This window comes from Actinomadura montaniterrae (assembly GCF_008923365.1).
Classification (GTDB): Bacteria; Actinomycetota; Actinomycetes; order Streptosporangiales; family Streptosporangiaceae; genus Spirillospora; species Spirillospora montaniterrae.
In genome coordinates this window covers 1-24,435 of sequence record NZ_WBMR01000104.1, presented here as the reverse complement: position 1 = coordinate 24,435, position 24,435 = coordinate 1, and the positions used below count along the sequence as shown (strand labels likewise).

At 72.9% G+C, this 24,435-nt stretch carries 19 protein-coding genes and 1 pseudogene; 17 read left to right on the top strand and 3 right to left on the bottom strand.

Annotated elements, in window-relative coordinates; all coding sequences use genetic code 11:
* Positions 1 to 8: 8 nt before the first annotated feature.
* The 5 genes from mnmA (at position 9) to F9B16_RS54210 (ending at position 7,700) form a co-directional block, all read left to right on the top strand.
* Positions 9 to 1,085, top strand: a complete 1,077-nt coding sequence (gene mnmA, locus F9B16_RS29290; RefSeq protein WP_151543438.1) for a tRNA 2-thiouridine(34) synthase MnmA — start codon at positions 9 to 11, stop codon at positions 1,083 to 1,085.
* Between the two features lie 68 nt (positions 1,086 to 1,153).
* Complete coding sequence (locus F9B16_RS29285) at positions 1,154 to 1,972, top strand: LLM class F420-dependent oxidoreductase (RefSeq protein ID WP_151543437.1); 819 nt, start codon at positions 1,154 to 1,156, stop codon at positions 1,970 to 1,972.
* Positions 1,973 to 1,997: 25 nt separating this feature from the next.
* A complete protein-coding gene (locus tag F9B16_RS29280) occupies positions 1,998 to 3,002 on the top strand; it encodes a methionine synthase (protein ID WP_151543436.1) in 1,005 nt (334 codons plus the stop codon).
* A 142-nt stretch (positions 3,003 to 3,144) separates the two neighbouring features.
* Positions 3,145 to 5,313 (top strand): NAD-dependent DNA ligase LigA, encoded by a 2,169-nt coding sequence (gene ligA / locus F9B16_RS29275; RefSeq protein WP_151543435.1) that lies wholly within the window; start codon positions 3,145 to 3,147, stop codon positions 5,311 to 5,313.
* A 1,001-nt stretch (positions 5,314 to 6,314) separates the two neighbouring features.
* Complete coding sequence (locus F9B16_RS54210) at positions 6,315 to 7,700, top strand: putative bifunctional diguanylate cyclase/phosphodiesterase (RefSeq protein ID WP_404800524.1); 1,386 nt, start codon at positions 6,315 to 6,317, stop codon at positions 7,698 to 7,700.
* A gap of 3 nt (positions 7,701 to 7,703) precedes the next feature.
* Here the strand turns inward: F9B16_RS54210 and F9B16_RS29265 are convergent, their stop codons facing one another.
* Entirely contained in the window at positions 7,704 to 7,955 is a 252-nt protein-coding gene (locus tag F9B16_RS29265) for a DUF6458 family protein (RefSeq protein ID WP_151543433.1), read from the bottom strand.
* Between the two features lie 365 nt (positions 7,956 to 8,320).
* Between F9B16_RS29265 and gatC the strand changes: the two genes are divergently transcribed.
* The 5 genes from gatC to F9B16_RS29240 all read left to right on the top strand — a co-directional run bounded on the left by gatC (position 8,321) and on the right by F9B16_RS29240 (position 13,191).
* A complete protein-coding gene (gene gatC / locus F9B16_RS29260) occupies positions 8,321 to 8,620 on the top strand; it encodes an Asp-tRNA(Asn)/Glu-tRNA(Gln) amidotransferase subunit GatC (RefSeq protein WP_151543432.1) in 300 nt (99 codons plus the stop codon).
* Positions 8,620 to 10,119: an Asp-tRNA(Asn)/Glu-tRNA(Gln) amidotransferase subunit GatA gene (gene gatA, locus F9B16_RS29255; RefSeq protein ID WP_151543431.1), complete on the top strand. Its 1,500-nt coding sequence runs from the start codon at positions 8,620 to 8,622 to the stop codon at positions 10,117 to 10,119. The genes gatC and gatA overlap by 1 nt, the downstream gene beginning before the upstream one ends.
* 14 nt (positions 10,120 to 10,133) lie before the next feature.
* Positions 10,134 to 11,618 (top strand): Asp-tRNA(Asn)/Glu-tRNA(Gln) amidotransferase subunit GatB, encoded by a 1,485-nt coding sequence (gatB, locus tag F9B16_RS29250; protein ID WP_151543447.1) that lies wholly within the window; start codon positions 10,134 to 10,136, stop codon positions 11,616 to 11,618.
* Positions 11,619 to 11,790: 172 nt separating this feature from the next.
* Complete coding sequence (locus tag F9B16_RS29245; RefSeq protein ID WP_225992038.1) at positions 11,791 to 12,414, top strand: Uma2 family endonuclease; 624 nt, start codon at positions 11,791 to 11,793, stop codon at positions 12,412 to 12,414.
* A gap of 84 nt (positions 12,415 to 12,498) precedes the next feature.
* The gene (locus F9B16_RS29240; RefSeq protein ID WP_225992037.1) at positions 12,499 to 13,191 is read left to right on the top strand and encodes a DUF4253 domain-containing protein; all 693 of its coding nucleotides are present in this window, start codon (positions 12,499 to 12,501) and stop codon (positions 13,189 to 13,191) included.
* Here F9B16_RS29240 and F9B16_RS29235 read toward each other — a convergent pair.
* Positions 13,188 to 14,267, bottom strand: a complete 1,080-nt coding sequence (locus tag F9B16_RS29235; protein ID WP_225992036.1) for a PQQ-dependent sugar dehydrogenase — start codon at positions 14,265 to 14,267, stop codon at positions 13,188 to 13,190. The genes F9B16_RS29240 and F9B16_RS29235 overlap by 4 nt on opposite strands.
* A 485-nt stretch (positions 14,268 to 14,752) precedes the next feature.
* On the opposite strand from F9B16_RS29235, the gene F9B16_RS29230 reads away from it, so the two are divergent.
* The 4 genes from F9B16_RS29230 to ilvC all read left to right on the top strand — a co-directional run bounded on the left by F9B16_RS29230 (position 14,753) and on the right by ilvC (position 21,247).
* Positions 14,753 to 17,647 carry a putative bifunctional diguanylate cyclase/phosphodiesterase gene (locus F9B16_RS29230; RefSeq protein WP_151543428.1) on the top strand — a complete coding sequence of 965 codons (2,895 nt, stop codon included), beginning with the start codon at positions 14,753 to 14,755 and terminating at the stop codon, positions 17,645 to 17,647.
* Positions 17,648 to 17,888: 241 nt separating this feature from the next.
* A complete protein-coding gene (locus tag F9B16_RS29225) occupies positions 17,889 to 19,655 on the top strand; it encodes an acetolactate synthase large subunit (RefSeq protein ID WP_264159812.1) in 1,767 nt (588 codons plus the stop codon).
* A 5-nt stretch (positions 19,656 to 19,660) separates the two neighbouring features.
* Positions 19,661 to 20,185 carry an acetolactate synthase small subunit gene (ilvN, locus tag F9B16_RS29220; RefSeq protein ID WP_151543426.1) on the top strand — a complete coding sequence of 175 codons (525 nt, stop codon included), beginning with the start codon at positions 19,661 to 19,663 and terminating at the stop codon, positions 20,183 to 20,185.
* A 78-nt stretch (positions 20,186 to 20,263) separates the two neighbouring features.
* Entirely contained in the window at positions 20,264 to 21,247 is a 984-nt protein-coding gene (gene ilvC, locus F9B16_RS29215; protein WP_151543425.1) for a ketol-acid reductoisomerase, read from the top strand.
* A gap of 52 nt (positions 21,248 to 21,299) precedes the next feature.
* Here the strand turns inward: ilvC and F9B16_RS29210 are convergent, their stop codons facing one another.
* Positions 21,300 to 22,112, bottom strand: a complete 813-nt coding sequence (locus F9B16_RS29210) for a hypothetical protein (protein ID WP_151543424.1) — start codon at positions 22,110 to 22,112, stop codon at positions 21,300 to 21,302.
* A 138-nt stretch (positions 22,113 to 22,250) separates the two neighbouring features.
* Here F9B16_RS29210 and F9B16_RS29205 point away from each other — a divergent pair, with 138 nt between their 5' ends.
* The 3 genes and pseudogenes from F9B16_RS29205 to F9B16_RS29195 form a co-directional block, all read left to right on the top strand.
* On the top strand, positions 22,251 to 22,844 hold the full coding sequence (locus F9B16_RS29205; RefSeq protein ID WP_151543423.1) for a PadR family transcriptional regulator: 594 nt from the start codon (positions 22,251 to 22,253) through the stop codon (positions 22,842 to 22,844).
* The gene (locus F9B16_RS29200; protein WP_225992035.1) at positions 22,841 to 23,554 is read left to right on the top strand and encodes an ABC transporter ATP-binding protein; all 714 of its coding nucleotides are present in this window, start codon (positions 22,841 to 22,843) and stop codon (positions 23,552 to 23,554) included. Before F9B16_RS29205 ends, F9B16_RS29200 begins: the two co-directional genes overlap by 4 nt.
* Positions 23,551 to 24,435: pseudogene (locus F9B16_RS29195) on the top strand (hypothetical protein); the annotation flags it as partial. The gene F9B16_RS29200 and the pseudogene F9B16_RS29195, both read left to right, overlap by 4 nt.

Here is a 24,435-nt window from a genome sequence, read left to right as displayed (position 1 = left end):
GAGGCACTATGACTCTGCGCGTACTCGCCGCCATGTCGGGCGGCGTCGACTCCGCGGTGGCCGCGGCCCGCGCCGCCGAGGCGGGGCACGACGTCACCGGCGTCCACATGGCCCTGTCCAGCAACCCCCAGTCGTACCGGACGGGCGCGCGCGGCTGCTGCACCCTGGAGGACTCCCGGGACGCGCGCCGCGCCGCCGACGTGATCGGCATCCCGTTCTACGTGTGGGACCTCGCCGAGCGGTTCCACCAGGACGTCGTGGAGGACTTCGTCAGCGAGTACGCGGCGGGCCGCACCCCGAACCCGTGCCTGCGCTGCAACGAGAAGATCAAGTTCGCGGCGCTGCTGGACCGGGCGATGGCGCTCGGCTTCGACGCGGTCTGCACCGGCCACTACGCGCGGCTGGACGGCGGCGTCCTGCGCCGCGGCGTCGACGAGGGCAAGGACCAGTCGTACGTGCTCGCGGTCTGCACGCCCGAGCAGCTCGCGCACGCGATGTTCCCGCTCGGCGACACCACCAAGGCCGACATCCGGCGGGAGGCGGAGCGGCGCGGCCTCCAGGTGGCCGACAAGCCCGACAGCCACGACATCTGCTTCATCGCGGACGGCGACACCCGCGGGTTCCTCGCCGAGCGGCTCGGCTCGGCGCCCGGCCCGATCGTCGACACCGACGGGACGCGGGTCGGCGAGCACGACGGCGCCTACGCGTACACGATCGGGCAGCGCAAGGGCCTGCGGCTGGGCGTCCCCGCGCCGGACGGCAAGCCCCGCTACGTGCTGGACATCTCGCCGGTCACCAACACCGTCACGGTGGGGCCGCGCGAGGAGCTGGACGTCCACGAGATCGTCGGCGAGCGTCCGGTGTGGCTGGGCGAAGAGCCCGCCGGGCCGTTCGCCTGCCACGTCCAGCTGCGCGCGCACGGCGAGGTCCACGCCTGCACCGCCGAGCGCGACGGCGACGGCCTGCGCATCCGCCTGGCCGCCCCGGCGCGCGGCGTCGCGACCGGCCAGGCCGCCGTCCTCTACGAGGGCGACCGCGTCCTCGCCTCCGCCACGATCGCCGAGACGGCCCGCGTCCCCGCTTGACGCGCACCCCATGACCATGCGTTGACTTGCCGCGAGTCAATGAGTTCGGCGTGCGCTAGGAGGATGCTGTGGAATTCGGTGTGTCGACGTTCGTGACGGACGACGGGATCGGGCCGGGCGCGCTGGGGCGGGCGCTGGAGGAGCGCGGGTTCGGGTCCCTGTTCGTGGCCGAGCACACGCACATCCCGGTGAAGCGGGAGACGCCGTGGCCCGGCGGGGCCGAGCTGCCCCGGCACTACTACCGGACGCTCGACCCGTTCGTGACGCTGACCGCCGCCGCGGCGGCGACCGGGCGGCTGCGGGTCGGGACGGGCATCGCGCTGATCGTCCAGCGGGACCCGATCGTGCTGGCCAACGAGGTCGCCTCGCTCGACCTCGTCTCCGGCGGGCGGGCCGTGCTCGGCGTCGGCGCGGGCTGGAACCGGGAGGAGATGCGCAACCACGGCACCGACCCGACGACCCGGATGCGGCTGCTGCGCGAGCGCGTCCTCGCGGTGAAGGAGCTGTGGACCAAGGTCGAGGCGGAGTTCCACGGCGAGTTCGTCGACTTCGACCCGGTGTTCTCCTACCCGAAGCCGGTACAGGACCCGCACCCGCCTGTGCTGGTCGGCGGGTCCGGCCCGACGACGTTCGACCGCGTGATCGAGTTCGGCGACGGCTGGATGCCGATCTTCGGGCGGGGCACCGACGCGCTCGCCGCGCAGATCGCCGAGCTGCGCGAACGGGCCGGACGGCGGATCCCGGTCACGCTGTTCGCCGTCCCGCCGAAGCCGGCGGCGATCGAGGCGCTCGCGGACGCCGGCGTCGACGAGGTCCTGTTCAACCTGCCGACCGAGCCGGAGGACGACACGCTGCGCCGCCTCGACCGGCTCGCGGAACTCCTCTGATCGTCCCGCCGGTAGGGTTCCGTCCGTGACGAGCGACTTCCCGTGGCGGGCGGGCACGGCGACCGGGGTCGGGTCGTACCCGGGGGACGACCCGGCCGAGGCCCTGCGGATCGTGCTGGGGGAGCTGCCCGAGCTGCCGCACCTGCCGGAGCTGCCCGCGCGCGGGCCCGGCGCCGACCTGACCGGGCGGACGGCCGGGCTGCTGGTGGACCTGCCGGTGCGGGTGGAGCCGTCCGGCTGGCGGTTCTCCGACCGGCCGGGCCGCGACACGCTGCGCTCCCACGACCACCTGGCCCGGGACCTCGACGTCCTGGAGGAGGTCGCGGGCGGCCACGACGGCCCCTTCAAGATCCAGGTGTGCGGGCCGTGGACGCTCGCGTCGACGATCGAGCTGCGGCACGGCGACCGCGCGCTGAAGGACCCCGGCGCCGTCCGCGACCTGGTCGCGTCGCTGGCCGAGGGTGTCGCGGCGCACGTCGCGGACGTCCGGCGGCGGCTGCCGGCGGCGCGGGTCGTCGTGCAGTTCGACGAGCCGGGCCTGCCCGCCGCGCTCGCCGGGACGGTCCCGACGGCCAGCGGGTTCTCGCGGCTGCGGGCCGTCGAGGCGCCCGTCGCCGAGGACGCGCTGCGGCAGGTGATCGAGGCGGCGGACGCGTACCCGGTCGTGCACTGCTGCGCCCGGAACGTCCCGTACGAGCTGCTGCGCGGGGCGGGCGCCAAGGCGATCTCGGTCGACCTGGGCCTCGTCCCGCGGCGCGACGACGACGCGGTGGGCGAGACGATCGACGCGGGCGTCGGCCTGTTCCTCGGCGCGGTGCCCGGGACGGACGCCGCGCTGCCGTCGCTTCAGGCGACCGCCGCGCCGGTGAAGGAGCTGTGGCGCCGGCTCGGATTCCCGGCCGCGCAGCTGGCGGAGCAGGTCGTGATCACGCCGGCGTGCGGGATGGCGGGCGCGTCGCCCCGCTACGTCCGCGACGCCCTCAAACGCTGCCGCGACACCGCGCGGATGCTGTACGAAGCCGCCGACTGACGTCCGGAACGGAGCGCCAGCGGAGTGGAGGACGGCAGTCGGCGTTCTTGCCGGGGGGTGTGGGGGGTCGCCCCCCACGAAGGCGCAGAGTAAGGCGCGTGCCGCTGGTCATATTGTCGGTGGTAGCGGCGAGAATAGGCGCATGACCACCAGCGAGGGCGTGCCGACGGAAGCGGCTCAGCGGCATCTGGAGCTGAGCGAGCGGATCGACGAGGCCAACTACCGCTACTACGTGCTCGACCAGCCGACGGTCACCGATGCCGAGTACGACCGGCTGATGCGCGAGCTGCAGGCGCTGGAGGCGGAGCATCCGGAGCTGGTCACGCCGAGCTCGCCGACGCAGCGGGTCGGCGCGCCGATCACCACGGACTTCGCGACGGTCGAGCATCTGGAGCGGATGCAGAGCCTCGACAACGCGATGAGCGCGGACGAGCTGCTGGCGTGGGACGAGCGGGTGGTCAAGGAGGTCGGCGAGGTCGCCGGCTACCTGTGCGAGCTGAAGATCGACGGCCTGGCGATCGCGGTGACGTACGAGAAGGGCCGCCTGGTCCGCGGGGTGACCCGCGGCGACGGGCGGACCGGCGAGGACGTCACCAACAACGTCCGCACGATCGACGCGCTGCCGGACCGGCTCGAGGGCGAGGGCTGGCCCGACCTGCTGGAGGTGCGCGGCGAGGTCTTCCTGCCGGTCGAGGGGTTCGAGCAGGTCAACGCGGTGCAGGTGGAGGCGGGCAAGGACCCGTTCGCCAACCCGCGCAACGCGGCGGCTGGGTCGCTGCGGCAGAAGGACCCGCGCGTCACGGCGCACCGTCCGCTGAGCATGCTCGTCCACGGGTTCGGCGCGTGGGAGGGCGGCACGCGTCCGGAGAGCCAGTCCGGGGCGTACGAGCTGATGCGCGGCTGGGGGCTGCCGGTCAGCGACCGGTACAAGGTCGTCGGCGGGTTGGACGCGGTCCGCGAGTACATCGACTTCTACGGCGAGAACCGGCACGACCCCGCGTACGAGATCGACGGCGTGGTGGTGAAGGTCGACCAGTTCTCGCTGCAGCGGCGGCTCGGGTCGACGAGCCGCGCGCCGCGCTGGGCGATCGCGTGGAAGTACCCGCCGGAGGAGGTCAACACCAAGCTCCTCGACATCAAGGTCGGCGTCGGCCGTACGGGGCGCGTCACCCCGTACGGCGTGATGGAGCCGATCAAGGTCGCGGGGTCGACGGTCGAGCGGGCGACGCTGCACAACGCGGGCGAGGTCAAGCGCAAGGGCGTGCTGATCGGCGACACGGTCGTGCTGCGCAAGGCGGGCGACGTGATCCCGGAGATCGTCGCGCCGGTGACGGCGCTGCGGGACGGCTCGGAGCGCGAGTTCGAGATGCCCACCGAGTGCCCCGAGTGCGGGACGGAGCTGGCGTACGAGAAGGAGGGCGACGCCGACATCCGCTGCCCGAACGCGCAGTACTGCCCGGGTCAGCTGCGGGAGCGGCTGTTCTTCGTCGCCAGCCGGAACGCCCTGGACATCGAGGCGCTCGGGTACGTGGCGGCGACGGCGCTGACGCAGCCGCTGGAGCCGAGCGACCCGCCGGTGAGGAACGAGGGCGACCTGTTCCACCTGACGGTCGAGCAGCTGCTGCCGATCCGCAGCCACGTCCTCGACCAGCGGACCGGGACGACGAAGACCGACCCGAAGACCGGCGAGCCCAAGATCGTGTCGTTCTTCGCCAACAAGGAGGGCGAGCCGAAGAAGACGGTCGAGATCCTCTTCCAGGAGCTGGAGAAGGCCAAGCGGCAGCCGCTGTGGCGGGTGCTGGTGGCGCTGTCGATCCGGCACGTCGGGCCGTCCGCCGCGCGCGACCTGGCCCGCGAGATGGGGTCGATGGACGCGATCGCGAACGCGACGGAGGAGGAGCTGGCGGCGGTGGACGGCGTCGGCCCGACGATCGCGGCGTCGATCAGGCGGTGGTTCGAGGTCGACTGGCACCGGGAGATCGTGGACAAGTGGCGGGCGGCGGGCGTCCGGATGGAGGACGAGGGCGCGGCGGGGCCGCGGCCGCTGGAGGGCGTCACGGTGGTGATCACCGGGTCGCTGGAGGGGTTCAGCCGGGACTCGGCGACGGAGGCGGTGCAGCGGCTCGGCGGGAAGGTGTCCGGGTCGGTGTCGAAGAAAACGGGCTTCGTGGTGGTGGGCGACAGCCCCGGGTCGAAGTACGACAAAGCCGTCAAACTCGGCGTACCGGTCCTGGAGGAGGAGGGCTTCCGGGTCCTCCTCGCCGATGGGCCAGATGCGGCCAAAAATGTAACTATGCGCGCGGACGCATGACCCGCCGTGGTTAAGCGGCCCCTCACCAGTGTCGCGTTACTCAGGGGTACACTTCAGCTACCGTCAGGTGAGGGCCCGGTACGGAAGGGGCATAACGGAACGTACGCAATCGGTTTCGCGAAGTTGAGCAAAGGCCGTACTCTCCCTGACATCACGACCCACCTGAATCTCCGGACGCACCACCCGGGGGGAGTCCCCCGGAGTCCGGCGCGCCCGGTGCCGGGGGACGGCCCCCCGAACCCCCCGAGGATGTGATGAAGGACCCGAACAACACGCGGAACACGGCCCCGCGCCGCGGATCCCCGTTGTGGATCTACTTCGTCGTCGTCATCCTGCTCGGCGTCGCCGCGTGCGCCGCCGCGTTCGCCGGGCTGACCGGCGCCGACCTCGACGCGCTCGCCGGCAACCCGGTGTTCTGGATCCTCGGCTGCTTCATCGTGTTCGGCGAGCTGCGCCCGATCATCACCCCGGGCTCCACCGAGACCAACGGCGCCACCACCTCCACCACGTTCGCGTTCGCCGCGCTGCTGTACGCCGGGCTGCCCGTCGCCGCCGCGCTCCAGGCGATCGCCGTCGTCACCTGCGGCGTCTTCCGCGGCCGCACCCCGCACCGGATCGCGTTCAACGCCGCCCAGTACACCCTCAGCCTCGGCGCCGCCCAGCTCGTCCTCGCCCTCGCCGGCGACCTCGCCACCCCGTCCAGCACCTGGGTCCCCGACGGCGCCGACCTGCCCGCCATCGCGCTCGCCGGCACCGTCTACTTCCTCTGCAACGACACCCTCGTCGGCTCGGCCGTCGCGCTGCACGAGCGGGTCTCGCTGATCAAGGCGCTGCGCTTCGACCTCGGCTACCAGGTCCTGGTGCACCTGGCGCTGCTCGGCCTCGCCCCGCTGATGGTCATCGCGATGGACCGGTCCGCGCTGTTCGTCCCGCTGATCCTGCTGCCGTTCATCGCCGTCTACCTGAACGCCTCCGTCGCCGTCCGGCGCGAGCACCAGGCGCTGCACGACGGCCTCACCGGCCTGCCGAACCGCAAGCTGCTGATCGTCCGGACCGAGGAGGCCCTCGCCGAGGCCCGCGGCGCCGAGAAGCGCAGCGCGGCCGGGCGCGCCGCGAAACGCGGGCCGGTCGCGATCAGGCCGGCGCGGCGCGGCGCCCCGCCCGAGGAGCGCGACCAGCGCGCCGGGCTGTTCCTCCTCGACCTCGACCGGTTCAAGGAGGTCAACGACACCCTCGGGCACCCCACCGGCGACCGGCTGCTGCAGCTCGTCGCGCACCGGCTCACCCACAGCGTCCGCCCCGGCGACCTCGTCGCCCGGCTCGGCGGCGACGAGTTCGCGGTGCTGCTGCCGTCCGTCCGGGACGAGGCCGCCGCCCGCGAGGTCGCCGCGCGGCTGCGCGCCGCGCTCGGCGAACCCGTCCGGCTCGACGGCATGTCGTTCGACCTGGAGGCCAGCGTCGGCATCGCGCTGTTCCCCGACCACGCGCCCGACTTCGAGCTGCTCCTGCAGCGCGCCGACGTCGCGATGTACAACGCCAAAGAGGGCCGTACCGGCGTCGAGGTCTACTCGCCCGCCAACGACCGCAACTCCCCGGAGCGGCTCACCATGCTCGGCGACCTGCGCCGCGCCATCGACCGCTCCGAGCTGGAGCTGTTCTACCAGCCGAAGGTGTCGCTGCGGGACGGCCAGCTCGTCGGCATGGAGGCGCTGCTGCGCTGGCGCCACCCCGACAAGGGCCTCCTCGAGCCGGAGGCGTTCCTGTCGATCGCCGAGCAGACGTACCTGATGCGCTCGATCACCCACCACGTCGTCGAGGCCGCCCTCGCGCAGACCGCGGCGTGGTGGCGCGAGGACCTCGCCGTCCAGGTGGCGGTGAACGCCTCCGGCCGCGACCTCCTCGACACCGGCCTCACCGAGACCATCGAGGAGGGCCTGCTCGCCCGCGGCCTGCCCGCCGCCGCGCTGCAGCTGGAGATCACCGAGCGGATCCTGATGAACGAGCCGGCCTATGCCTCCGACACCGTCGCGAAGCTCGCCGAGCTCGGCATCCCGCTCAGCCTGGACGACTTCGGGACCGGCTACTCCTCGCTCGTCCGGCTGAAGCGCCTCCCGGTCGAGGAGATCAAGATCGACTCCTCGTTCGTCGGGCGGCTCGCGGAGTCCACCGATGACGCGGTGATCGTCCGCTCGATCGTCGACCTCGTCCGCACCCTCGGCCTGCGCTCGGTCGCCGAGGGCGTCGAGGACCCGCAGACCGCGCGGATGCTCCGCGAGATGGGCTGCGACGCGGCGCAGGGCTGGCACTTCGGCCGCCCGATGGACGCCGACACCGCCACCGACTGGCTCCGCCGCAACGTCCAGCGGGCCCCCGAACCCGCCGCGTAGACGTCAGTAGCGGCGCCGGGTCTCGTAGTCGGGGTCCTCGTAGTAGCGCTCTTCGCGGATCGCGGGCGGCGGGCGGCGCTCGACGGTCCGGCGCGCGGAGGCGATCCGGACGATCCCGACGACCAGCCCGATCAGGCCGCCGATCATCAGGATCACCCCGACCAGCCGGATGTCGATGCCGCTGAACTGGTAGTTGACCGCATAGGCCAGGATCGCGCCGATGATGATCAGTGCGATGCTGCCGCCGATGGTCACGGCGGGCTCCTCTCGTCGTCCCGGGGTGGACGTGAGGAGCGTTCCCCCCACCAGCATCTGAAACGGGCGCCGCGAGGACGGTGGCCACAGGGCGCCCGGCGTTCTTCCCGGCCACGTGCGGGCCCGGGCCGTCGCGATCGCGAGCGAAGCCGAGTTCGAGCTTGCGAGAACTCGATCGCGCAGCGAGCCCCCGGGCGAGTCGGAGCGATGCAGCGATCGCACGCGGCGCCCGTTGAAGGGAGGGCCCCCAGGGCCCGACCGCCGAGGGCGCCGCAATGAACGCGCGGGGTAAAGCGTTCGGGCGGCGGGGGCTCGGCCAATAGGATGGCGGGTATCCCAATCGATCGCAGGAACGGTTTCTCATCATGTCCGCCATCACCCGTGACGAGGTCTCGCACCTCGCCCGGCTGTCCCGGCTGGCGCTCGGCGACGATGAGCTCGACCATCTCGCCGCCCAGCTCGACCAGATCATTTCCGCGGTCGCGCGGGTGCAGGAGGTCGCCGCGGAGGACATCCCGCCCACCTCGCACGCGCTGCCGCTGACCAACGTGTACCGGCCGGACGAGGTCCGGCCGTGCCTCACGCCGGAGCAGGCCCTCGCCGGCGCCCCGGCCAGCGAGCAGCAGCGCTTCCGCGTGCCGAGGATCCTGGACGAGGAGGCGTGATGGGCGAGCTGTTCCGCAGGAAGGCCTCGGAGCTCGGCGAGCTGCTGGCCGCCGGGGAGGTGTCCGCGGTCGAGGTCGCGCAGGCGCACCTGGACCGGATCGCCGCCGTGGACGGGCAGGTCGACGCGTTCCTGCACGTCGACGCGGAGACCACGCTGGCGCAGGCGCGGACGGTGGACGAGCGGCGCGCGGCGGGGGAGGAGCTCGGCCCGCTGGCCGGCGTCCCCATCGCGCACAAGGACGTGTTCACCACCACCGACATGCCGACCACGGCCGGATCGAAGATCCTCGAGGGCTGGCGGCCGCCGTACGACGCGACGGTGACCAGACGGCTGCGCGAGGCCGGCCTGGTCATCCTCGGCAAGACCAACATGGACGAGTTCGCGATGGGGTCGTCCACGGAGAACAGCGCGTTCAAGACGACGCGCAACCCGTGGGACCTGGCGCGCATCCCCGGCGGGTCGTCGGGCGGGTCGTCGGCGGCGGTCGCGGCGTACGAGGCGCCGCTGTCCACCGGCACCGACACCGGCGGGTCGATCCGGCAGCCCGCGGCGGTCACCGGCATCGTCGGGACGAAGCCGACCTACGGCGGATCGTCCCGGTACGGGATCATCGCGTTCGCGTCGTCGCTGGACACGCCGGGCCCGTTCGCCCGCAACGTGCTGGACGCGGCGCTGCTGCACGAGGCGTTCAGCGGCCACGACGTCATGGACTCGACCTCGATCGACCGGCCCGTCCCGAGCGTGGTGGAGGCGGCGCGCAGCGGTGACGTGGACGGCCTGCGGGTCGGCGTCGTCAAGGAGTTCGCCGGCGACGGGTACGAGCCGGGCGTGTCGGCGCGGTTCGCCGAGGCCGTGGAGCTGCTGGAGTCGCTCGGCGCGAAGGTCGTCGAGGTGTCGTGCCCGCACTTCGCGTACGCGCTGCCCGCCTACTACCTGATCGCGCCGTCGGAGGCGTCGTCGAACCTGGCGCGGTTCGACGCGATGCGGTACGGGCTGCGCGTCGGCGACGACGGCACCCGCAGTGCCGAGGAGGTCATGGCGCTGACCCGCGCGGAGGGCTTCGGGCCCGAGGTGAAGCGGCGGATCATGCTCGGCACGTACGCGCTGTCGTCCGGCTACTACGACGCCTACTACGGCAAGGCGCAGCAGGTCCGCACGCTGGTCAAGCGGGACTTCGACGCGGCGTTCGAGCAGGTGGACGTGCTGGTCTCGCCGACCACGCCGACCACCGCGTTCCCGATCGGGGAGCGCGCGGACGACCCGATGGCGATGTACCTGGCCGACCTGTGCACGATCCCGGCGAACCTCACCGGCAACGCCGCGATCTCCGTGCCGTGCGGCCTCGCGGACGGCCTGCCGGTGGGCCTGCAGGTCATGGCGCCCGTCCTCGGCGACGACCGCGTCTACCGGGTGGGCGCCGCCGTCGAGCGGGCCCTGGAAGAGCGCTGGGGCGGCCCGCTGCTGGCCAAGGCCCCCGAACTGGCGGAGGCGAAGTGAGCACCCCGACACTCATGCCGTACGACGAGGCGCTCGCGAAGTACGAGCCCGTCCTCGGCCTGGAGACGCACATCGAGCTCGGCACCGCGTCGAAGATGTTCTGCGGCTGCCCGACGACGTTCGGCGCGGACCCGAACACCCAGGTCTGCCCGGTCTGCCTGGGCCTGCCCGGGTCGCTGCCGGTGACGAACCACGCGGCGATCGAGGGCATCATCAAGATCGGCCTGGCGCTGAACTGCACGATCGTGGAGTGGTGCCGGTTCGCCCGGAAGAACTACTTCTATCCGGACATGCCGAAGGACTTCCAGATCTCGCAGTACGACGAGCCGCTGTGCGTCGACGGCCATCTCGACGTCGAGGTGGACGGCGAGACGTACCGGATCGAGATCGAGCGCGTCCACATGGAGGAGGACACCGGCAAGTCGCTGCACGTCGGCGGCAGCACGGGCCGCATCCACGGCGCCGACCACTCGCTGGTGGACTACAACCGGGCCGGCATCCCGCTGGTGGAGATCGTCACAAAGCCGATCGCCGCGACGGGCGACAAGGCCCCGCTGGTGGCCCGCGCGTACGCGACGGAGCTGCGCGAGCTGGTCCGGTCGCTCGGGGTTTCGGACGTCCGCATGGAGGAGGGCTCCATGCGCTGCGACGTGAACGTGTCGCTGATGCCGCGCGGCGCGTCGGAGTGGGGCACCCGCACCGAGACCAAGAACGTCAACTCGCTGCGCTCGGTGGAGCGCGCCGTCCGGTCGGAGATCGAGCGGCAGGGCGGCGTGCTGGACGCGGGCGGGCGGGTGATCCAGGAGACCCGCCACTTCCACGAGGACACCGGCCGCAGCACGAGCGGGCGCAGCAAGGAGGAGGCGCAGGACTACCGCTACTTCCCCGAGCCCGACCTGGTGCCGATGGCGCCGTCCCGGGAGTGGGTGGAGGAGCTGCGGGCGTCGCTGCCGGAGCTGCCCGCCGCGCGGCGCCGCCGCGTCCAGCAGGAGTGGGGCCTGTCGGACCTGGAGCTGCGCGACGTCGTCAACGCGGGCGCCGTCGACCTGATCGAGGCGACGATCGCGGCGGGCGCGGACGCCGGCGCGGCCCGCAAGTGGTGGATGAACGAGCTGTCGCGGCGCGCGACCGAGCAGGGCGTGGAGCTGGCCGAGCTGCCGATCACGCCGGAGCAGGTCGCGCGGATCCAGGCGATGGTGTCCGCCGGGGAGCTGAACGACAAGCTGGCCCGGCAGGTGTTCGAGGGCGTCCTCGCGGGTGAGGGCGGTCCGGACGAGGTCGTCGCGGCGCGCGGCCTGAAGGTCGTCAGCGACGAGGGCGAGCTCGCCTCGATCGTCGACCAGGTGATCGCGGACAACGCCGCCGTGGCCGACAAGGTCCGGTCCGGCAAGGTCGCCGCCGCCGGCGCCCTCGTCGGCGCGGTGATGAAGGCCACCCGCGGCCAGGCCGACGCCGGCCGCGCCCGCGAACTGATCCTCGAAAAGCTCGGCGCGTCCTGACGCTTCCCGCCGCCCCGCGCGCACGCTCGCGGGGCGGCGGTAGCCGGTTGTTCCCGGAAACGACCGCTGGTACAGAAAGTCATCATACAACTGCGGATCGTCACTCCTTGTGCCATCTGGAGACCCTAGTCTGGGTAGACGTATGCAGGTGTGATCTGAAAGGGACACCAAGGTGACGGCGCTGCCGGACGACTACTGGCTGCTGAGCATCACTCGACAACCCGAGCAGATGACAGCGGAGGAGTACGAGGCACTCCCCGAGGACATCTCGAAGATGATCGAGGTCGTTGACGGTTATGTCGTCTTCTGCGAGTCGCCGACCCGTGAGCACCAGACGGCGGGCCGGCGGTTGGCCAACCTGCTCGAGCGCCACACTCGCGAGGCGATGCGGCGCGGGCACGACTGCCTCGAGGTGAATCTCGACGTCGATCTGAGGATCAGCGACGTCCCGCTGTGCAACCGGCGTCCCGATGTCATCGTCTACCGCTGCCTCGACCGTGAGAACAAGGAGCGTCTGCGGGCGGAGCATGCCCTCCTCGTCGTTGAGATCGTGTCCGCTGGATCCGAGACCCGGGATGCCACGGACAAGCTCGGCGAGTACGCGAAGGCCGGCATTCCTCACTACTGGGTGGTGCGTCTGGACCTTTCAGGCGTCTCGACGATCGAGCGGTACCAGCTCGACCGGGGCGCCATGCTCTACAAGCACGTGAACACCTTGATGAAGGACGAGGGCGGGGTGCCGGAGGTGGGCAACCCGATCCCGATGAAGATCGAGTGGGCTGAGCTGGAGTACTGAGGGTGTCGTAGGCGTCCGCTAGCTTTCGCGGGCATGGTGGAGAGTGCGTTTCCGGCCTTGCCGGCCGGATTGCCGTCCGGCCGGTTGATCGCGCCCGAGGAGGGCCCTGAGGGCGTCATGGCGCTGTGGGTGTCGGACGAGCCGCGGGCCTGGCTGGGCGGGCTGTGGTGCCGGTTGTACGACGAGCGCGCGCGGACGGGCCTGTATCCGCTGCTGCTGGACACGCTCGGCGGCGAGCCGGCGCGACCCTGGCACGACGGGGAGCTGTTCGTCGACGACTCGGTGGCCGATATCGACGCCCTCGACGCCGAGGTGCTGCTGAGAGGCGACCGGGGCGGCGGCGAGGCGCCGGTCCCGGGGCGTGGCCTCGCGCCGCCGGGCGAAGGGGTCGAGGGCGCGGACGAATGCGCGCGGGCGTCCGCCGAGTCGGGCGCCGCGGACGCGGAGTTCCTGCTCGGGCTCGTGCCAGCCGCGCGGGGAGCCGACACCCTGACCGTCATGGGGTGGTCCGGGCCGGTCAACCACTCCCGGACGGCGGAGATATCCGCGGTGGTGCGGTCCTGGGAGGAGCGGTTCGGGGCGCGTGTGGTGATGGTGGGCTTCGACGTGCTGGGCCTGTCGGTGGCCGCACCGCCGCGGACGATGGAGCACGCCCGTGCGGTGGCCGTCGAGCACGAGGCGTTCTGCCCGGACAACATCTGGCAGGGCGTCGGCGACATGGAGGAGTACGCCGCCGGGCTGGTCGGCCGGGCGAGCTGGTCGTTCTGGTGGGACTAGCGGGGCGGGACGGTGATGATGCGGTCGTCGGTCTTGGCGGGGGTGCCGCGGCCGTCGCGGTTGCTGGTGGTGAGCCAGAGCGAGCCGTCCGGGGCGCGGACGGCGGCGCGCAGCCGGCCGTAGGCGCCGGTGAACCGGGCGACGGGGCGTCCGGCCGCGCCGGAGGCGGACAGCGGGATCTGCCAGAGGCGCTCGCCGCGCAGCGCGGCGGCCCACAGCGAGCCGTTCGCGTAGGCGAGCCCGGATGGTGATGCCTCGGACGTCTTCCAGGTCAGCAACGGATTGGTGAAGCCCTTCCGGTTCCCGAAGCCCTCGACGGCGGGCCAGCCGTAGTCGCGGCCCTTCTGGATGAGGTTGATCTCGTCGAAGCGGTCCTGGCCGAACTCGGTGGCGTAGAGGCGGCCCTTCGGGTCCCAGGCGAGGCCCTGGACGTTGCGGTGGCCGTACGTCCAGACGCGGGTGCCGAACGGGTTGCCGGGCGCGGGCCTCCCGTCGGGCGTGACGCGCAGGATCTTCCCGGCGAGGGAGTTCTTGTCCTGCGCCTTCCCGCCCTCGCCGGTCTCGCCGGTGGTGATGTACAGCATCCGGTCGGGGCCGAACGCGAGGCGCCCGCCGTTGTGGATCTCGCCCTTGGGGATGCCGGTGACGATCGGGCGCGGCGTGCCGAGCCGCCCGTCGTAGGTGGCGCGCACGACGCGGTTGTCGGTCGCGGACGTGTGGTACAGGAAGATCTGGTGGTCCTGCGCGTAACCGGGGGAGACGGCGACGCCGAGCAGCCCGCCCTCGCCCGCCGCGTCGACGCCGGGAACGGTCCCGATCACCGTCACCGCACCGGACGGGGTCACCCGCAGCAGCCGCGCCGAGTCACGTTCGGTCACAATCGCGTCACCGCCGGGTAGGAACGAGATGGCCCAGGGGATCTTCAGGCCCGTGACCAGAACCCGGGGCGCGCCGGGCGCGGCGGTGCCGCCGGACGGCAGCGGCGGCGGGGTCCGGGCACCGCCCGTGTCCTTCGCCGGGGACGACGAGCAGCCCGCGAGGACCAGCGCGGTAAGGACGATCAGGTGCTTGCGCATGAGAACGCCTCCCGCCCCCAGCATGGCACTCCGATGTCGCGAGCATCACACCGTCCCTCTCCGCGCCCACGGCGGACGGTGCCGGACATCGGGCGCAGGGGCCGCGCGAGGCCCCGAACGCGGTCACTCAGCGTGATGCCGGGCAAGGCGCCGATTCGGTGACGATCACGTTTCGGCCGTCCCAAACGGATCGCCGACGAGGCGGTTCGTCGCCATGAGGACGCCCAGCCTCAATCGGTCCGTGACCTACGGAACGTACTCTGAGCATCACGGTGATCCCGCAGTGCAGCAACGTCGCTGATCTCCGGCCGGCGCATCCCGATGCGCCGCCGACCCGCGCCGACCCTGCGCGGGGCACGATCCACGACCCTCCGGCCGTTATCTCTGCGACCGGATGAGGTCTCCGGACCCAAGTCCCCTCTGGCGCACCGCCGCGACCGCGAGGGACGGACAGCTCCCCGCGGGGCAGGAAGGGACACGGCGCGATGAGCGGCGAGAACGCCAGGCGGATGCCGCCGCGGGCGGTGCCGGTCGCCATGGCCGCGATCGTCGGCGTGCTGTACGCCGCCGGGTCGCTGCTCGGCTGGGGCGGCACGGCCTTCATCGCCTGGACGGAGGCGGTCGCCGCGGGCGCCGCCGCGGTCTCGCTGCTGATGTCGGCGGGACGGCCGAAGGGCGCCGCCGCGGACGCCGGCGACGTCGGGATCTTCCGGCGGGTGTCGTCCGGCGGGATCTGGCGGGCGTCGTGGCGCTGGTACGGCGTGGCGGCCGCGGGCTGGTTCGCGGGCGCGGTCGGCAGCGCGCTGGACGGGCACGTCTCGCGCAGCGCCCTGTCCCTGTCGGTCCCGGACCTGTTCTACCTGCTGGCGGCGGTGGCGCTGGTCACCGGCCTGATCGTGCCGGTGCGGCTGTCGCGCGACGTGGGGATGTGGCTGCGCTACCTGGCCGACACCTACGTGTGCGCGTGCGCGATGTTCGTGCTCGGCTGGGTCGCGCTGTTCAGCGCGCTGTACCACCAGTCGGGGGAGTCGGCGTCGGAGTTCCTGCTGGAGCTGCTGTACCCGCTGATCGACGTGGTGCTGGTGTGCGGGGCGCTGCCGTTCGCGCTGGGCGCGGCGCGCGGGCGCCGGCGGCTGGCGTGGATGGGGTTCGGGGCGCTGATGGCGTTCGCGACCGCCGACGTGGTGACGACGTTCGTCCGGCTGGACGGCGGCGGGCCGTCCGACGACCCGTCCGACATCCTGCGGCTCGCCGGGCTGCTGCTGCTCCTGCTCGTGCCGTGGACCGGTCCGGCGCCGGCGGCGGAGCCGGACGGGCCGTCCGACGACGTCCCGGCGGACGCGCGGCCGGCGGGCGGCGCGCCGGAGCCCGACGAGCGCGGCCGGATGATCGGGCCGGGGCTGGCGCCGGCGGCGGTCGCCGCGGCGGCGTCGCTGTTCGTCGCGGGGCACTCGCTGACCGGCCGCAACGGGCTGGAGCCGGTGGTGTCGATCGTGGCGGGGTCGGCGGCGCTGGTGCTGCTGGCGCGGCTGGCGGGGCTGCTGCGGGAGAACGACCGGCTGCGCCGCGCGGTGGAGGCGAGCGAGGAGCACTTCCGGGCGCTGTCGGAGAGCAGCAACGACGCGGTGCTGATCTGCGATCTCGACGCGACCGTGCAGTACGCGAGCGCGGGCGCGCTGCGCACCTACCACTACACGCCGGAGGAGCTGCTCGGGCGGCCGCTGCACGAGATCATCCATCCGGAGGACCTGCCACGCGTCCAGGAGGCGTTCACCGAGTTCCTGGACGAGGAGGACGCCGCCGGTGGGGACCGTCCGGGCGCCACCGGTTCGCTGCGGGTGTCGTGCCGTGTGCGCGCGGCGGACGGCACCTGGCTGCCGACCGAGTCGACGATCTCCCGGTACGCGGGGACGGGCGAGGCGCCGGGGCGGCTGCTGGTCACCACCCGCGACCTGAGCGAGCAGGCGGCGCTGCAGCGGCAGGTCGCGCACCTGACCTTCCACGACGGGCTGACGGGCCTGCCGAACCGGTCGTACTTCGAGGAGCGGACCCGGGAGGTGCTGGCGCAGCAGCGTCCGGGCGGCCGGGTCGCGGTGGTGTTCGTCGACATGGACGGGTTCACCGACGTCAACGACTCGGCGGGGCACGCGGCGGGCGACCAGGTGCTGGCGCAGGCGGCGCGGCGGCTGCGCGCCAACGTGCAGGCCGACGACACGGTGGCGCGGTGGGGCGGCGACGAGTTCGCGGTCCTCGTGCAGCTCCCGTCGGACGACCGGGAGACCCGGGCGGCGGTGGAGCTGGCCGGGCGGCTGCTGCGGGTGCTGTCGGTCGACCCGTACCAGGTGGGCAGCAAGCAGATCGTGCTGACGGCGAGCGTCGGGATCGCCTTCGCCGGGGACGAGGAGGCGCCGGCGGTCCCGGCGAAGGACCGGGGCGGCGACGCGGGCCGGCGGCTGCGCCGGACCGCCGCCGACCTGATCCGCAACGGCGACCTGGCGATGGCGCGGGCGAAGGAGCTGGGCGGCGGGCGCGTCGAGGTGTTCGCGCCGCACATGCACGCCGACGTGGTCCGGCGGCTGGAGCTCGGCAGCGACCTGCAGCGGGCGCTCGCCGAGGAGCAGTTCGCGGTGGAGTTCCAGCCGGTGGTGGACCTCGCGACGTCCCGGGTGACCGGGGTGGAGGCGCTGCTGCGCTGGTGGCGGGGGAGCGAGTCGGTGCCGCCGGAGGAGTTCATCGGGCCGGCGGAGGAGTCCGGGCTGATGATCCCGCTCGGCGACTGGGTGCTGCGGGAGGCGTGCCGGGAGGTGGCGCGGTGGCGCCGCGACTCCTGGGACGTCGGCCTGTCGGTGAACTTCACCGCCCGGCAGATCGCCGCGCCGCGGTTCGTGGAGTCGGTGGCGGCGGCGCTGGAGGAGACGGGGCTGCCGCCGCAGGCGCTGACGCTGGAGGTCCGCGAGGAGGTGCTCGTCGAGGACGGCGGGCAGAACGTGGCGCGGCTGTCGGAGCTGCGCGACCTCGGCGTCCGGCTGGCGATCGACGACTTCGGCACCGGGTACGCGTCGCTGGCCTACCTCGGCCAGCTCCCGGTGGACATCATCAAGATCGACCCGTCGTTCGTGGCGGGGCTCGGCTCGGACGAGACGCTGTCGCTGCTGACCCGGACGATCGTCCGGCTGGGCCGCGACCTGGGGCTGACCGTGGTGGCGGAGGGCATCGAGCGGCCGGAGCAGCTGGAGCTGCTGCGCGCGATGGACTGCCCGCGCGGCCAGGGCTTCCTCGTGGCGCGTCCGATGGCGGCCGGGCGGGTGGAGTCGCTGGTCCGGACGAACCTCGCGGCACAGGGTCTACCAGGCGATCTGCCGCTTCCGCTGCCGGGCTGACCGGACCGGTACCGCCGGGAATCCGTCTCATATGGCGAGATTTCTTGTCCACGGATTTGACCGGCGGCCGGATCTCGGCGAAAGTGGCTCCGTGCAGAACACCACCATCATCCTCGTAGTACTTGGTCGGCGCGCAGGCTGACCAAGCTCACCGACCTGCGCGCCTCCCCTCGACCGCTTCCCGGCGGCGGGGGTTTTTTGTTGCCCGGCGAGCCCCAGACTTCTCTCCCAAGGAAACAGGATCATGACGACCGAACAGATGACGGGAGCCCAGGCGCTGGTCCGCGCCCTGGAGAACGTCGGCGTCGACACCGTGTTCGGCATCCCGGGGGGCGCGATCCTCCCGGCCTACGACCCGCTGTTCGACTCGAACAAGCTGCGCCACATCCTCGTCCGCCACGAGCAGGGCGCCGGCCACGCCGCGCAGGGCTACGCGATGGTCACCGGCAAGGTCGGGGTGTGCATGGCCACCTCCGGGCCGGGCGCGACCAACCTGGTCACCGCGATCTCCGACGCCTACATGGACTCGGTGCCGATGGTCGCCATCACCGGCCAGGTCGCGACGTCCCTCATCGGGACCGACGGCTTCCAGGAGGCCGACATCGCCGGCATCACGATGCCGATCACCAAGCACAACTTCCTGGTCACCCGGGCCGAGGACATCGCCCGCACCATCGCCGAGGCGTTCCACATCGCCGGCACCGGCCGGCCCGGCCCCGTCCTGGTCGACATCGCCAAGGACGCGATGCAGGCCACGGTCGAGTTCCAGTGGCCCGTCCAGCTCCAGCTCCCCGGGTACCGCCCCGTCACCCGGCCGCACTCCAAGCAGGTCCGCGAGGCGGCACGGCTGATCGTCGAGGCGGAGCGCCCGGTGCTGTACGTCGGCGGCGGCGTGCTGAAGGCCGGCGCGGCCGCCGAGCTGAAGGTGCTCGCCGAGCTGACCGGGGCCCCCGTCGTCACCACGCTGATGGCCAAGGGCGCGCTGCCCGACAGCCACCCGCTGCACATGGGCATGCCGGGCATGCACGGCGCGGTCGGCGCGGTCGGCGCGCTGCAGCGCTCGGACCTGCTGGTCGCGCTCGGCGCCCGGTTCGACGACCGCGTCACCGGCAAGCTCGACGGGTTCGCCCCGCACGCCAAGGTCGTGCACGCCGACATCGACCCGGCGGAGATCTCCAAGAACCGGCACGCGGACGTCCCGATCGTCGGCGACGCCCGGGAGGTCATCGCGGACCTGATCGTCGCGGTGCAGAACGAGCACGAGGCGGGCCGCAAGGGCGACTACGAGGACTGGTGGCGGCAGCTCAACGCCTGGCGCGACACCTACCCGCTCGGCTACGACATCCCCGAGGACGGCTCGCTGTCCCCGCAGTACGTCATCGAGCGGATCGGGGAGATCGCGGGCCCGGACGCCTACTACGTCGCGGGCGTCGGCCAGCACCAGATGTGGGCGGCGCAGTTCATCAAGTACGAGCGGCCGGGCGCGTTCCTGAACTCCGGCGGCGCCGGGACGATGGGGTACTCGGTCCCGGCGGCGATGGGCGCCAAGGTCGGCGCGCCGGACGCCACGGTCTGGGCGATCGACGGCGACGGCTGCTTCCAGATGACCAACCAGGAGCTCGCCACCTGCGCGATCGAGGGCATCCCGGTCAAGGTCGCCGTGATCAACAACGGTAACCTCGGCATGGTCCGGCAGTGGCAGACCCTGTTCTACGAGGGCCGCTACTCCAACACGGTGCTCCAGCCCCAGGCCGAGCACACGGCCAAGCGGATCCCCGACTTCGTCAAGCTCGCCGAGGCCTACGGGTGCGTGGGCCTGCGCTGCGAGAAGGCGGAGGACGTGGACGCGGTCATCGCGAAGGCGATGGAGATCAACGACGCCCCGGTCGTCATCGACTTCGTCGTCCACAAGGACGCGATGGTCTGGCCGATGGTCGCCGCCGGCACCAGCAACGACGACATCAAGATCGCGCGGGACATGGCGCCCGAGTGGGAGAACGGAGACTGACCCCGATGAGCTCGCACACCCTCTCGGTCCTGGTGGAGAACAAGCCGGGCATCCTCGCGCGGGTCGCGGCCCTGTTCTCCCGCCGCGGCTTCAACATCGAGTCCCTCGCGGTCGGCACCACCGAGCACCCGGACATCTCCCGGATGACGATCGTGGTGAACGTCGCCGAGCTGCCGCTCGAGCAGGTCACCAAGCAGCTGAACAAGCTGATCAACGTGCTGAAGATCGTCGAGCTGGAGCAGCCGGCGTCGGTCCAGCGCGAGCTGGTGCTGGTCAAGGTCCGCGCGGACGCCGAGACGCGCTCGCAGGTCCTCGAGACCGTCACGCTGTTCCGTGCCAAGGTGGTGGACGTCGCGCCCGACGCGGTCACGATCGAGGCCACCGGCAACCGCGACAAGCTGGACGCGTTCATCAAGGTGCTCGAGCCGTTCGGCATCAAGGAGCTCGTCCAGTCCGGCATGGTGGCGATCGGACGCGGCGCCCGGTCCATCACCGACCGGTCGCTGCGCGCGATCGAGCGCAGCGCCTGAACCGACGCCCGACCGGGCGCGCGGCCCGGCCCGAGACGTAAAACCACATCGAAGAAAGGCAACAGCACTGTGGCTGAGATGTTCTACGACGACGCCGCCGACCTGAGCGTGATCCAGGGCCGGCACGTCGCGATCATCGGGTACGGCAGCCAGGGGCACGCGCACGCGCTGTCGCTGCGCGACTCCGGCGTCGACGTGCGGGTCGGGCTCCGCGAGGGGTCGGCCAGCCGGGAGAAGGCGGAGGCCGAGGGCCTGCGCGTGGTCACCCCGGCGGAGGCGGCCGAGGAGGCCGACCTCGTCATGCTGCTGGCCCCCGACCACCACCACCGCGAGATCTTCGAGAAGGACATCAAGCCGGCCCTCGTCGAGGGCGACGCGCTGTTCTTCGGGCACGGCTTCAGCATCCGGTACGGGCTCGTCCAGCCGCCGGAGGGCGTGGACGTGGCGATGGTCGCGCCGAAGGGCCCGGGCCACCTCGTCCGCCGCCAGTTCGTCGCGGGCCGCGGCGTCCCGGTGATCGTGGCGGTGGAGAAGGACGCCACCGGCAACGCGTGGCCGCTGGCGCTGTCGTACGCCAAGGGCATCGGCGGCCTGCGCGCCGGCGGTATCAAGACGACCTTCACCGAGGAGACCGAGACCGACCTGTTCGGCGAGCAGGCCGTGCTGTGCGGCGGCGCGTCCGAGCTGGTCAAGGCCGGGTTCGAGGTGCTGACCGAGGCCGGCTACCAGCCGGAGGTCGCCTACTTCGAGGTGCTGCACGAGCTGAAGCTGATCGTCGACCTCATGTACGAGGGCGGCATCTCCAAGATGTACTGGTCGGTCTCCGACAACGCCGAGTACGGCGGCTACAGCCGCGGCCCGCGCGTGATCACGCCGGAGACGAAGGCCGCGATGAAGAAGATCCTCGGCGAGATCCAGTCCGGCGAGTACGCCAAGGAGCTGGTGGAGGAGTTCGAGGGCGGCCAGGCCCAGTTCGGCAAGTACCGCGAGCAGCTCGCCGAGCACCCGATCGAGAAGACCGGTGCGGAGCTGCGCCCGATGATGAGCTGGATCAACGACTAGCAGGAGTTCGTGGCGGGGGCGGGCGCGCGGCGCCCGCCCCCGTTCTCGCTTTTCAGCGCTGGGCGGGCGAGCGGGAGAGGCGGCGGCGGAGGCGGGCGCGCAGGGACGTGGCACCGGCGTCCTCGCGGACGACCAGCGCCAGGTGGCCGCCCTTGGTGAAGTACACCGAGACGTGGTGGTCGCCGACGGGGCGCCGCTGCGGCGCGGTCTTCAGGCCGTCGGCGCGGCGCGAGCCGAAGCGGGCCTCCCGGGTGACGCCGTGCGCGGTCGCGGCGACGTGCACGTCCCAGCGGCCGGGCTCGACGCCGGCCGGGTCGGCGAGCGCCTCGAACCCGCCGGTCCCGGTGCCGGGCGCGGAGCGCGGGCCGGCGGGGAAGACGTGCTCCTTGCCGGTGGTCCGCTCGCGCAGGACGACCTCGACGGCCGTCCGGTTCGTCTCGACGCGCTCCAGCATCGCGGTGCCGCGGATCCGCACCCGCTTGCCGTGCCAGGACACGGCGTCGAGGCGGTGCTCGACGCCGACCTCGGTGGTGATGTCGGCGTCCTGCCGGGGAACGCCGCGCAGGTAGGGGTACATCGCGTAGATCCGGCCGCCGACCACGACGGCGCCGGCGGGGCTGCCCTCCACCTCGTCGCGGATCAGCCGCTCCAGCTCGTCGCGCAGGCCGTACTGGATGCAGAACGCGCGCAGCCGGTCGGCGGCGGGCAGCGCGGCGCGGGCGGCGTCGCTGAGGCCCTCGTCGCCGATGACCCGGCGGGTGCCGTCGACGAGCCGCTCCCGCTGCCGGCGGTCGAGGTCGAGGTACCGGTGGTCGTACACGCGCAGGACGTCGCGCAGGACGCTGATCGTGCTGTCGGAGGTCACGCTTCTCTCCTGATCGTCCGGGGACATGGTCACGGTAAGGCGTGAGATGGTCGCGCACAGTGAAATTCCGGTAGCGTGTCCTTCGGGATGCATACGCGGTATTGCGCAAGGGATACCGCGTATGCATACTCGGTGTCCATGTCCATACGTCACGGCCTGCTGGCCCTGCTGTCCCAGGGCCCCCGCTACGGCTACCAGCTGCGCGCCGAGTTCGAGGCGTCCACCGGATCGTCCTGGCCGCTCAACATCGGGCAGGTGTACTCGACGCTGTCCCGGCTCGAACGCGACGAGCTGGTCACCCGCGTCGGGGCCGACGACGAGGGCCGGTTCGTCTACCGGATCACCCCGGCCGGCGAGGCGGACGTGCGGGAGTGGTTCGCCACCCCGGTGGCCCGCGCCGACCGGCCCCGCGACGAGCTGGCGATCAAGCTCGCGATGGCCGTCACCACGCCCGGCGTGGACGTCCGGCAGGTCGTCCAGGCGCAGCGCACCGCCACCCTGCGCACCCTGCAGGACCTCACCCGGGTGAAGGCCGCGGCGCCCGCCGACCCCGCCGACCAGGGCGACCGCGCGTGGCGGCTCGTCCTGGAGTCGATGATCTTCCAGACGGAGGCCGAGGTCCGCTGGCTCGACCACTGCGAGGCGTTCGTCGCCCGGACCGCCCCCGCCGCGCCCGCGGCCCCGCCGGCCGACGCGCCGCTGGACGCGCCGATCGGGGAGACGAGCCGGTGAGCGTGCTGGTGATGCGGGACGTGTCCCGCGACCACGGGACGGGCGCCGGGCTCGTGCACGCCCTGCGGAACGTGAGCCTGGACGTCGCGGAGGGCGAGTTCGTCGCGGTGATGGGCCCGTCCGGCTCCGGCAAGTCGACGCTGCTGACGCTCGCCGGCGGGCTGGACACCCCGACGTCCGGCCGGATCACCGTCGCGGGTGCCGACATCGGCGCGCTCGGCGCGGCCGCCCGGTCGGCGCTGCGGCGCCGCGCCGTCGGCTACGTGTTCCAGGACCTCAACCTCATCCCCGCGCTCACCGCGGCGGAGAACGTGATGCTGCCGCGCGAGCTCGACGGCGCCCGCGCGCGCCGGGCCCGCCGCCAGGCGCACAAGGCGCTCGCCTCCGTCGGCGCCGGCGACCTGGCCGACCGGTTCCCCGACGAGCTGTCGGGCGGGCAGCAGCAGCGCGTCGCGATCGCCCGCGCGATCATCGGCGACCGCCGGCTCCTGCTCGCCGACGAGCCGACCGGCGCCCTCGACAGCCACGCCGGCGAGGAGATCATGCGGCTGCTGCGGTCCCGCTGCGACGAGGGCGCCGCCTGCCTGATGGTCACGCACGAGTCGCGGCACGCCGCGTGGGCCGACCGGGTCGTGTTCCTGCGGGACGGCCGGATGGTCGACTCCACCCCCGGCCGCACCGGCCCCGAGACGCTCCTGGAGGCCGGGTGAGCGCCTACGGCGCCGCGCTGCGGCTGGCCCGCCGGGACGCGCTGCGCGCCAAGGGCCGCACCGCGCTCGTGGTGTGCATGATCGGCCTGCCCGTGATGGCGATCGTCGCGCTGGCCGTGCTCTACGAGACCAGCGCCTGGTCGGCGCGGGAGTCGCTGCCCTACGAGATCGGCGCCGCCGACGCCCGGCTCACCGGCGCGGGGCACGCCCCGGTCGGGCAGACCGCCGACGACCAGGAGATCATCACCGGGCCGGGCGCGTCCGGCGGCGGCGCGTCCGGCGGCGGAGAGCCGGGCGGGGACGACGCCGGGCGGCCCTGGACCACGCCGGAGATCACCCGGCGGGTCGCCGCCGCGTTCGGGCCGTCGGCGCGCGTCCAGCCCTTGGAGACCGGCGGGCACGTCGCGCTCAGGACCGCCCGCGGCTACCGCGGCGCCGACCACATCGGCCTCGACCTGCGCGACCCCATGACCCGCGGCATCCTCGACGTCACCGGCGGCCGCGCGCCCGCGAGGCCCGGCGAGGTCGCGCTCGCGCCCTCGCTCGGCTTCCCGATCGGCGCGACCGTCCAGATCGACCGGTCGGGGACGACCGGACGCGTCGTCGGGCACGTCCGGGACCCGCGCGAGCCCGGCAGGGCCGTCGCCCTCACCCTGCCCGGCGCGGTGCCGGACGCGCCCTCCCCCCGCCCGCAGTGGCTGGTCGCCGGCGCCGGCCCGGTGACCTGGGACGAGGTGACCGCGCTCAACAGGAGCGGGATCACCGTGCTGTCCCGCGCCGTCGTGTCCGACCCGCCGCCGGGGGCCCGCGCGGCGTCGGGCCCGGCGTCCGGCCCGGGCGGCGCCGCCGTCGCGGTCGTCGCGATGGCCGTCGCCGTGGTC

What these genes read in the sequence shown, in the direction of transcription:
- mnmA (WP_151543438.1), top strand. Translation starts at nt 9, where the DNA reads ATGACTCTGCGCGTACTCGCCGCCATGTCGGGCGGCGTCGACTCCGCG.
- ligA (WP_151543435.1), top strand. Translation starts at nt 3,145, where the DNA reads ATGACCACCAGCGAGGGCGTGCCGACGGAAGCGGCTCAGCGGCATCTG.
- gatC (WP_151543432.1), top strand. Translation starts at nt 8,321, where the DNA reads ATGTCCGCCATCACCCGTGACGAGGTCTCGCACCTCGCCCGGCTGTCC.
- gatA (WP_151543431.1), top strand. Translation starts at nt 8,620, where the DNA reads ATGGGCGAGCTGTTCCGCAGGAAGGCCTCGGAGCTCGGCGAGCTGCTG.
- gatB (WP_151543447.1), top strand. Translation starts at nt 10,134, where the DNA reads ATGCCGTACGACGAGGCGCTCGCGAAGTACGAGCCCGTCCTCGGCCTG.
- F9B16_RS29235 (WP_225992036.1), bottom strand. Translation starts at nt 14,267, where the DNA reads ATGCGCAAGCACCTGATCGTCCTTACCGCGCTGGTCCTCGCGGGCTGC.
- F9B16_RS29230 (WP_151543428.1), top strand. Translation starts at nt 14,753, where the DNA reads ATGAGCGGCGAGAACGCCAGGCGGATGCCGCCGCGGGCGGTGCCGGTC.
- ilvN (WP_151543426.1), top strand. Translation starts at nt 19,661, where the DNA reads ATGAGCTCGCACACCCTCTCGGTCCTGGTGGAGAACAAGCCGGGCATC.
- ilvC (WP_151543425.1), top strand. Translation starts at nt 20,264, where the DNA reads ATGTTCTACGACGACGCCGCCGACCTGAGCGTGATCCAGGGCCGGCAC.
- F9B16_RS29205 (WP_151543423.1), top strand. Translation starts at nt 22,251, where the DNA reads ATGTCCATACGTCACGGCCTGCTGGCCCTGCTGTCCCAGGGCCCCCGC.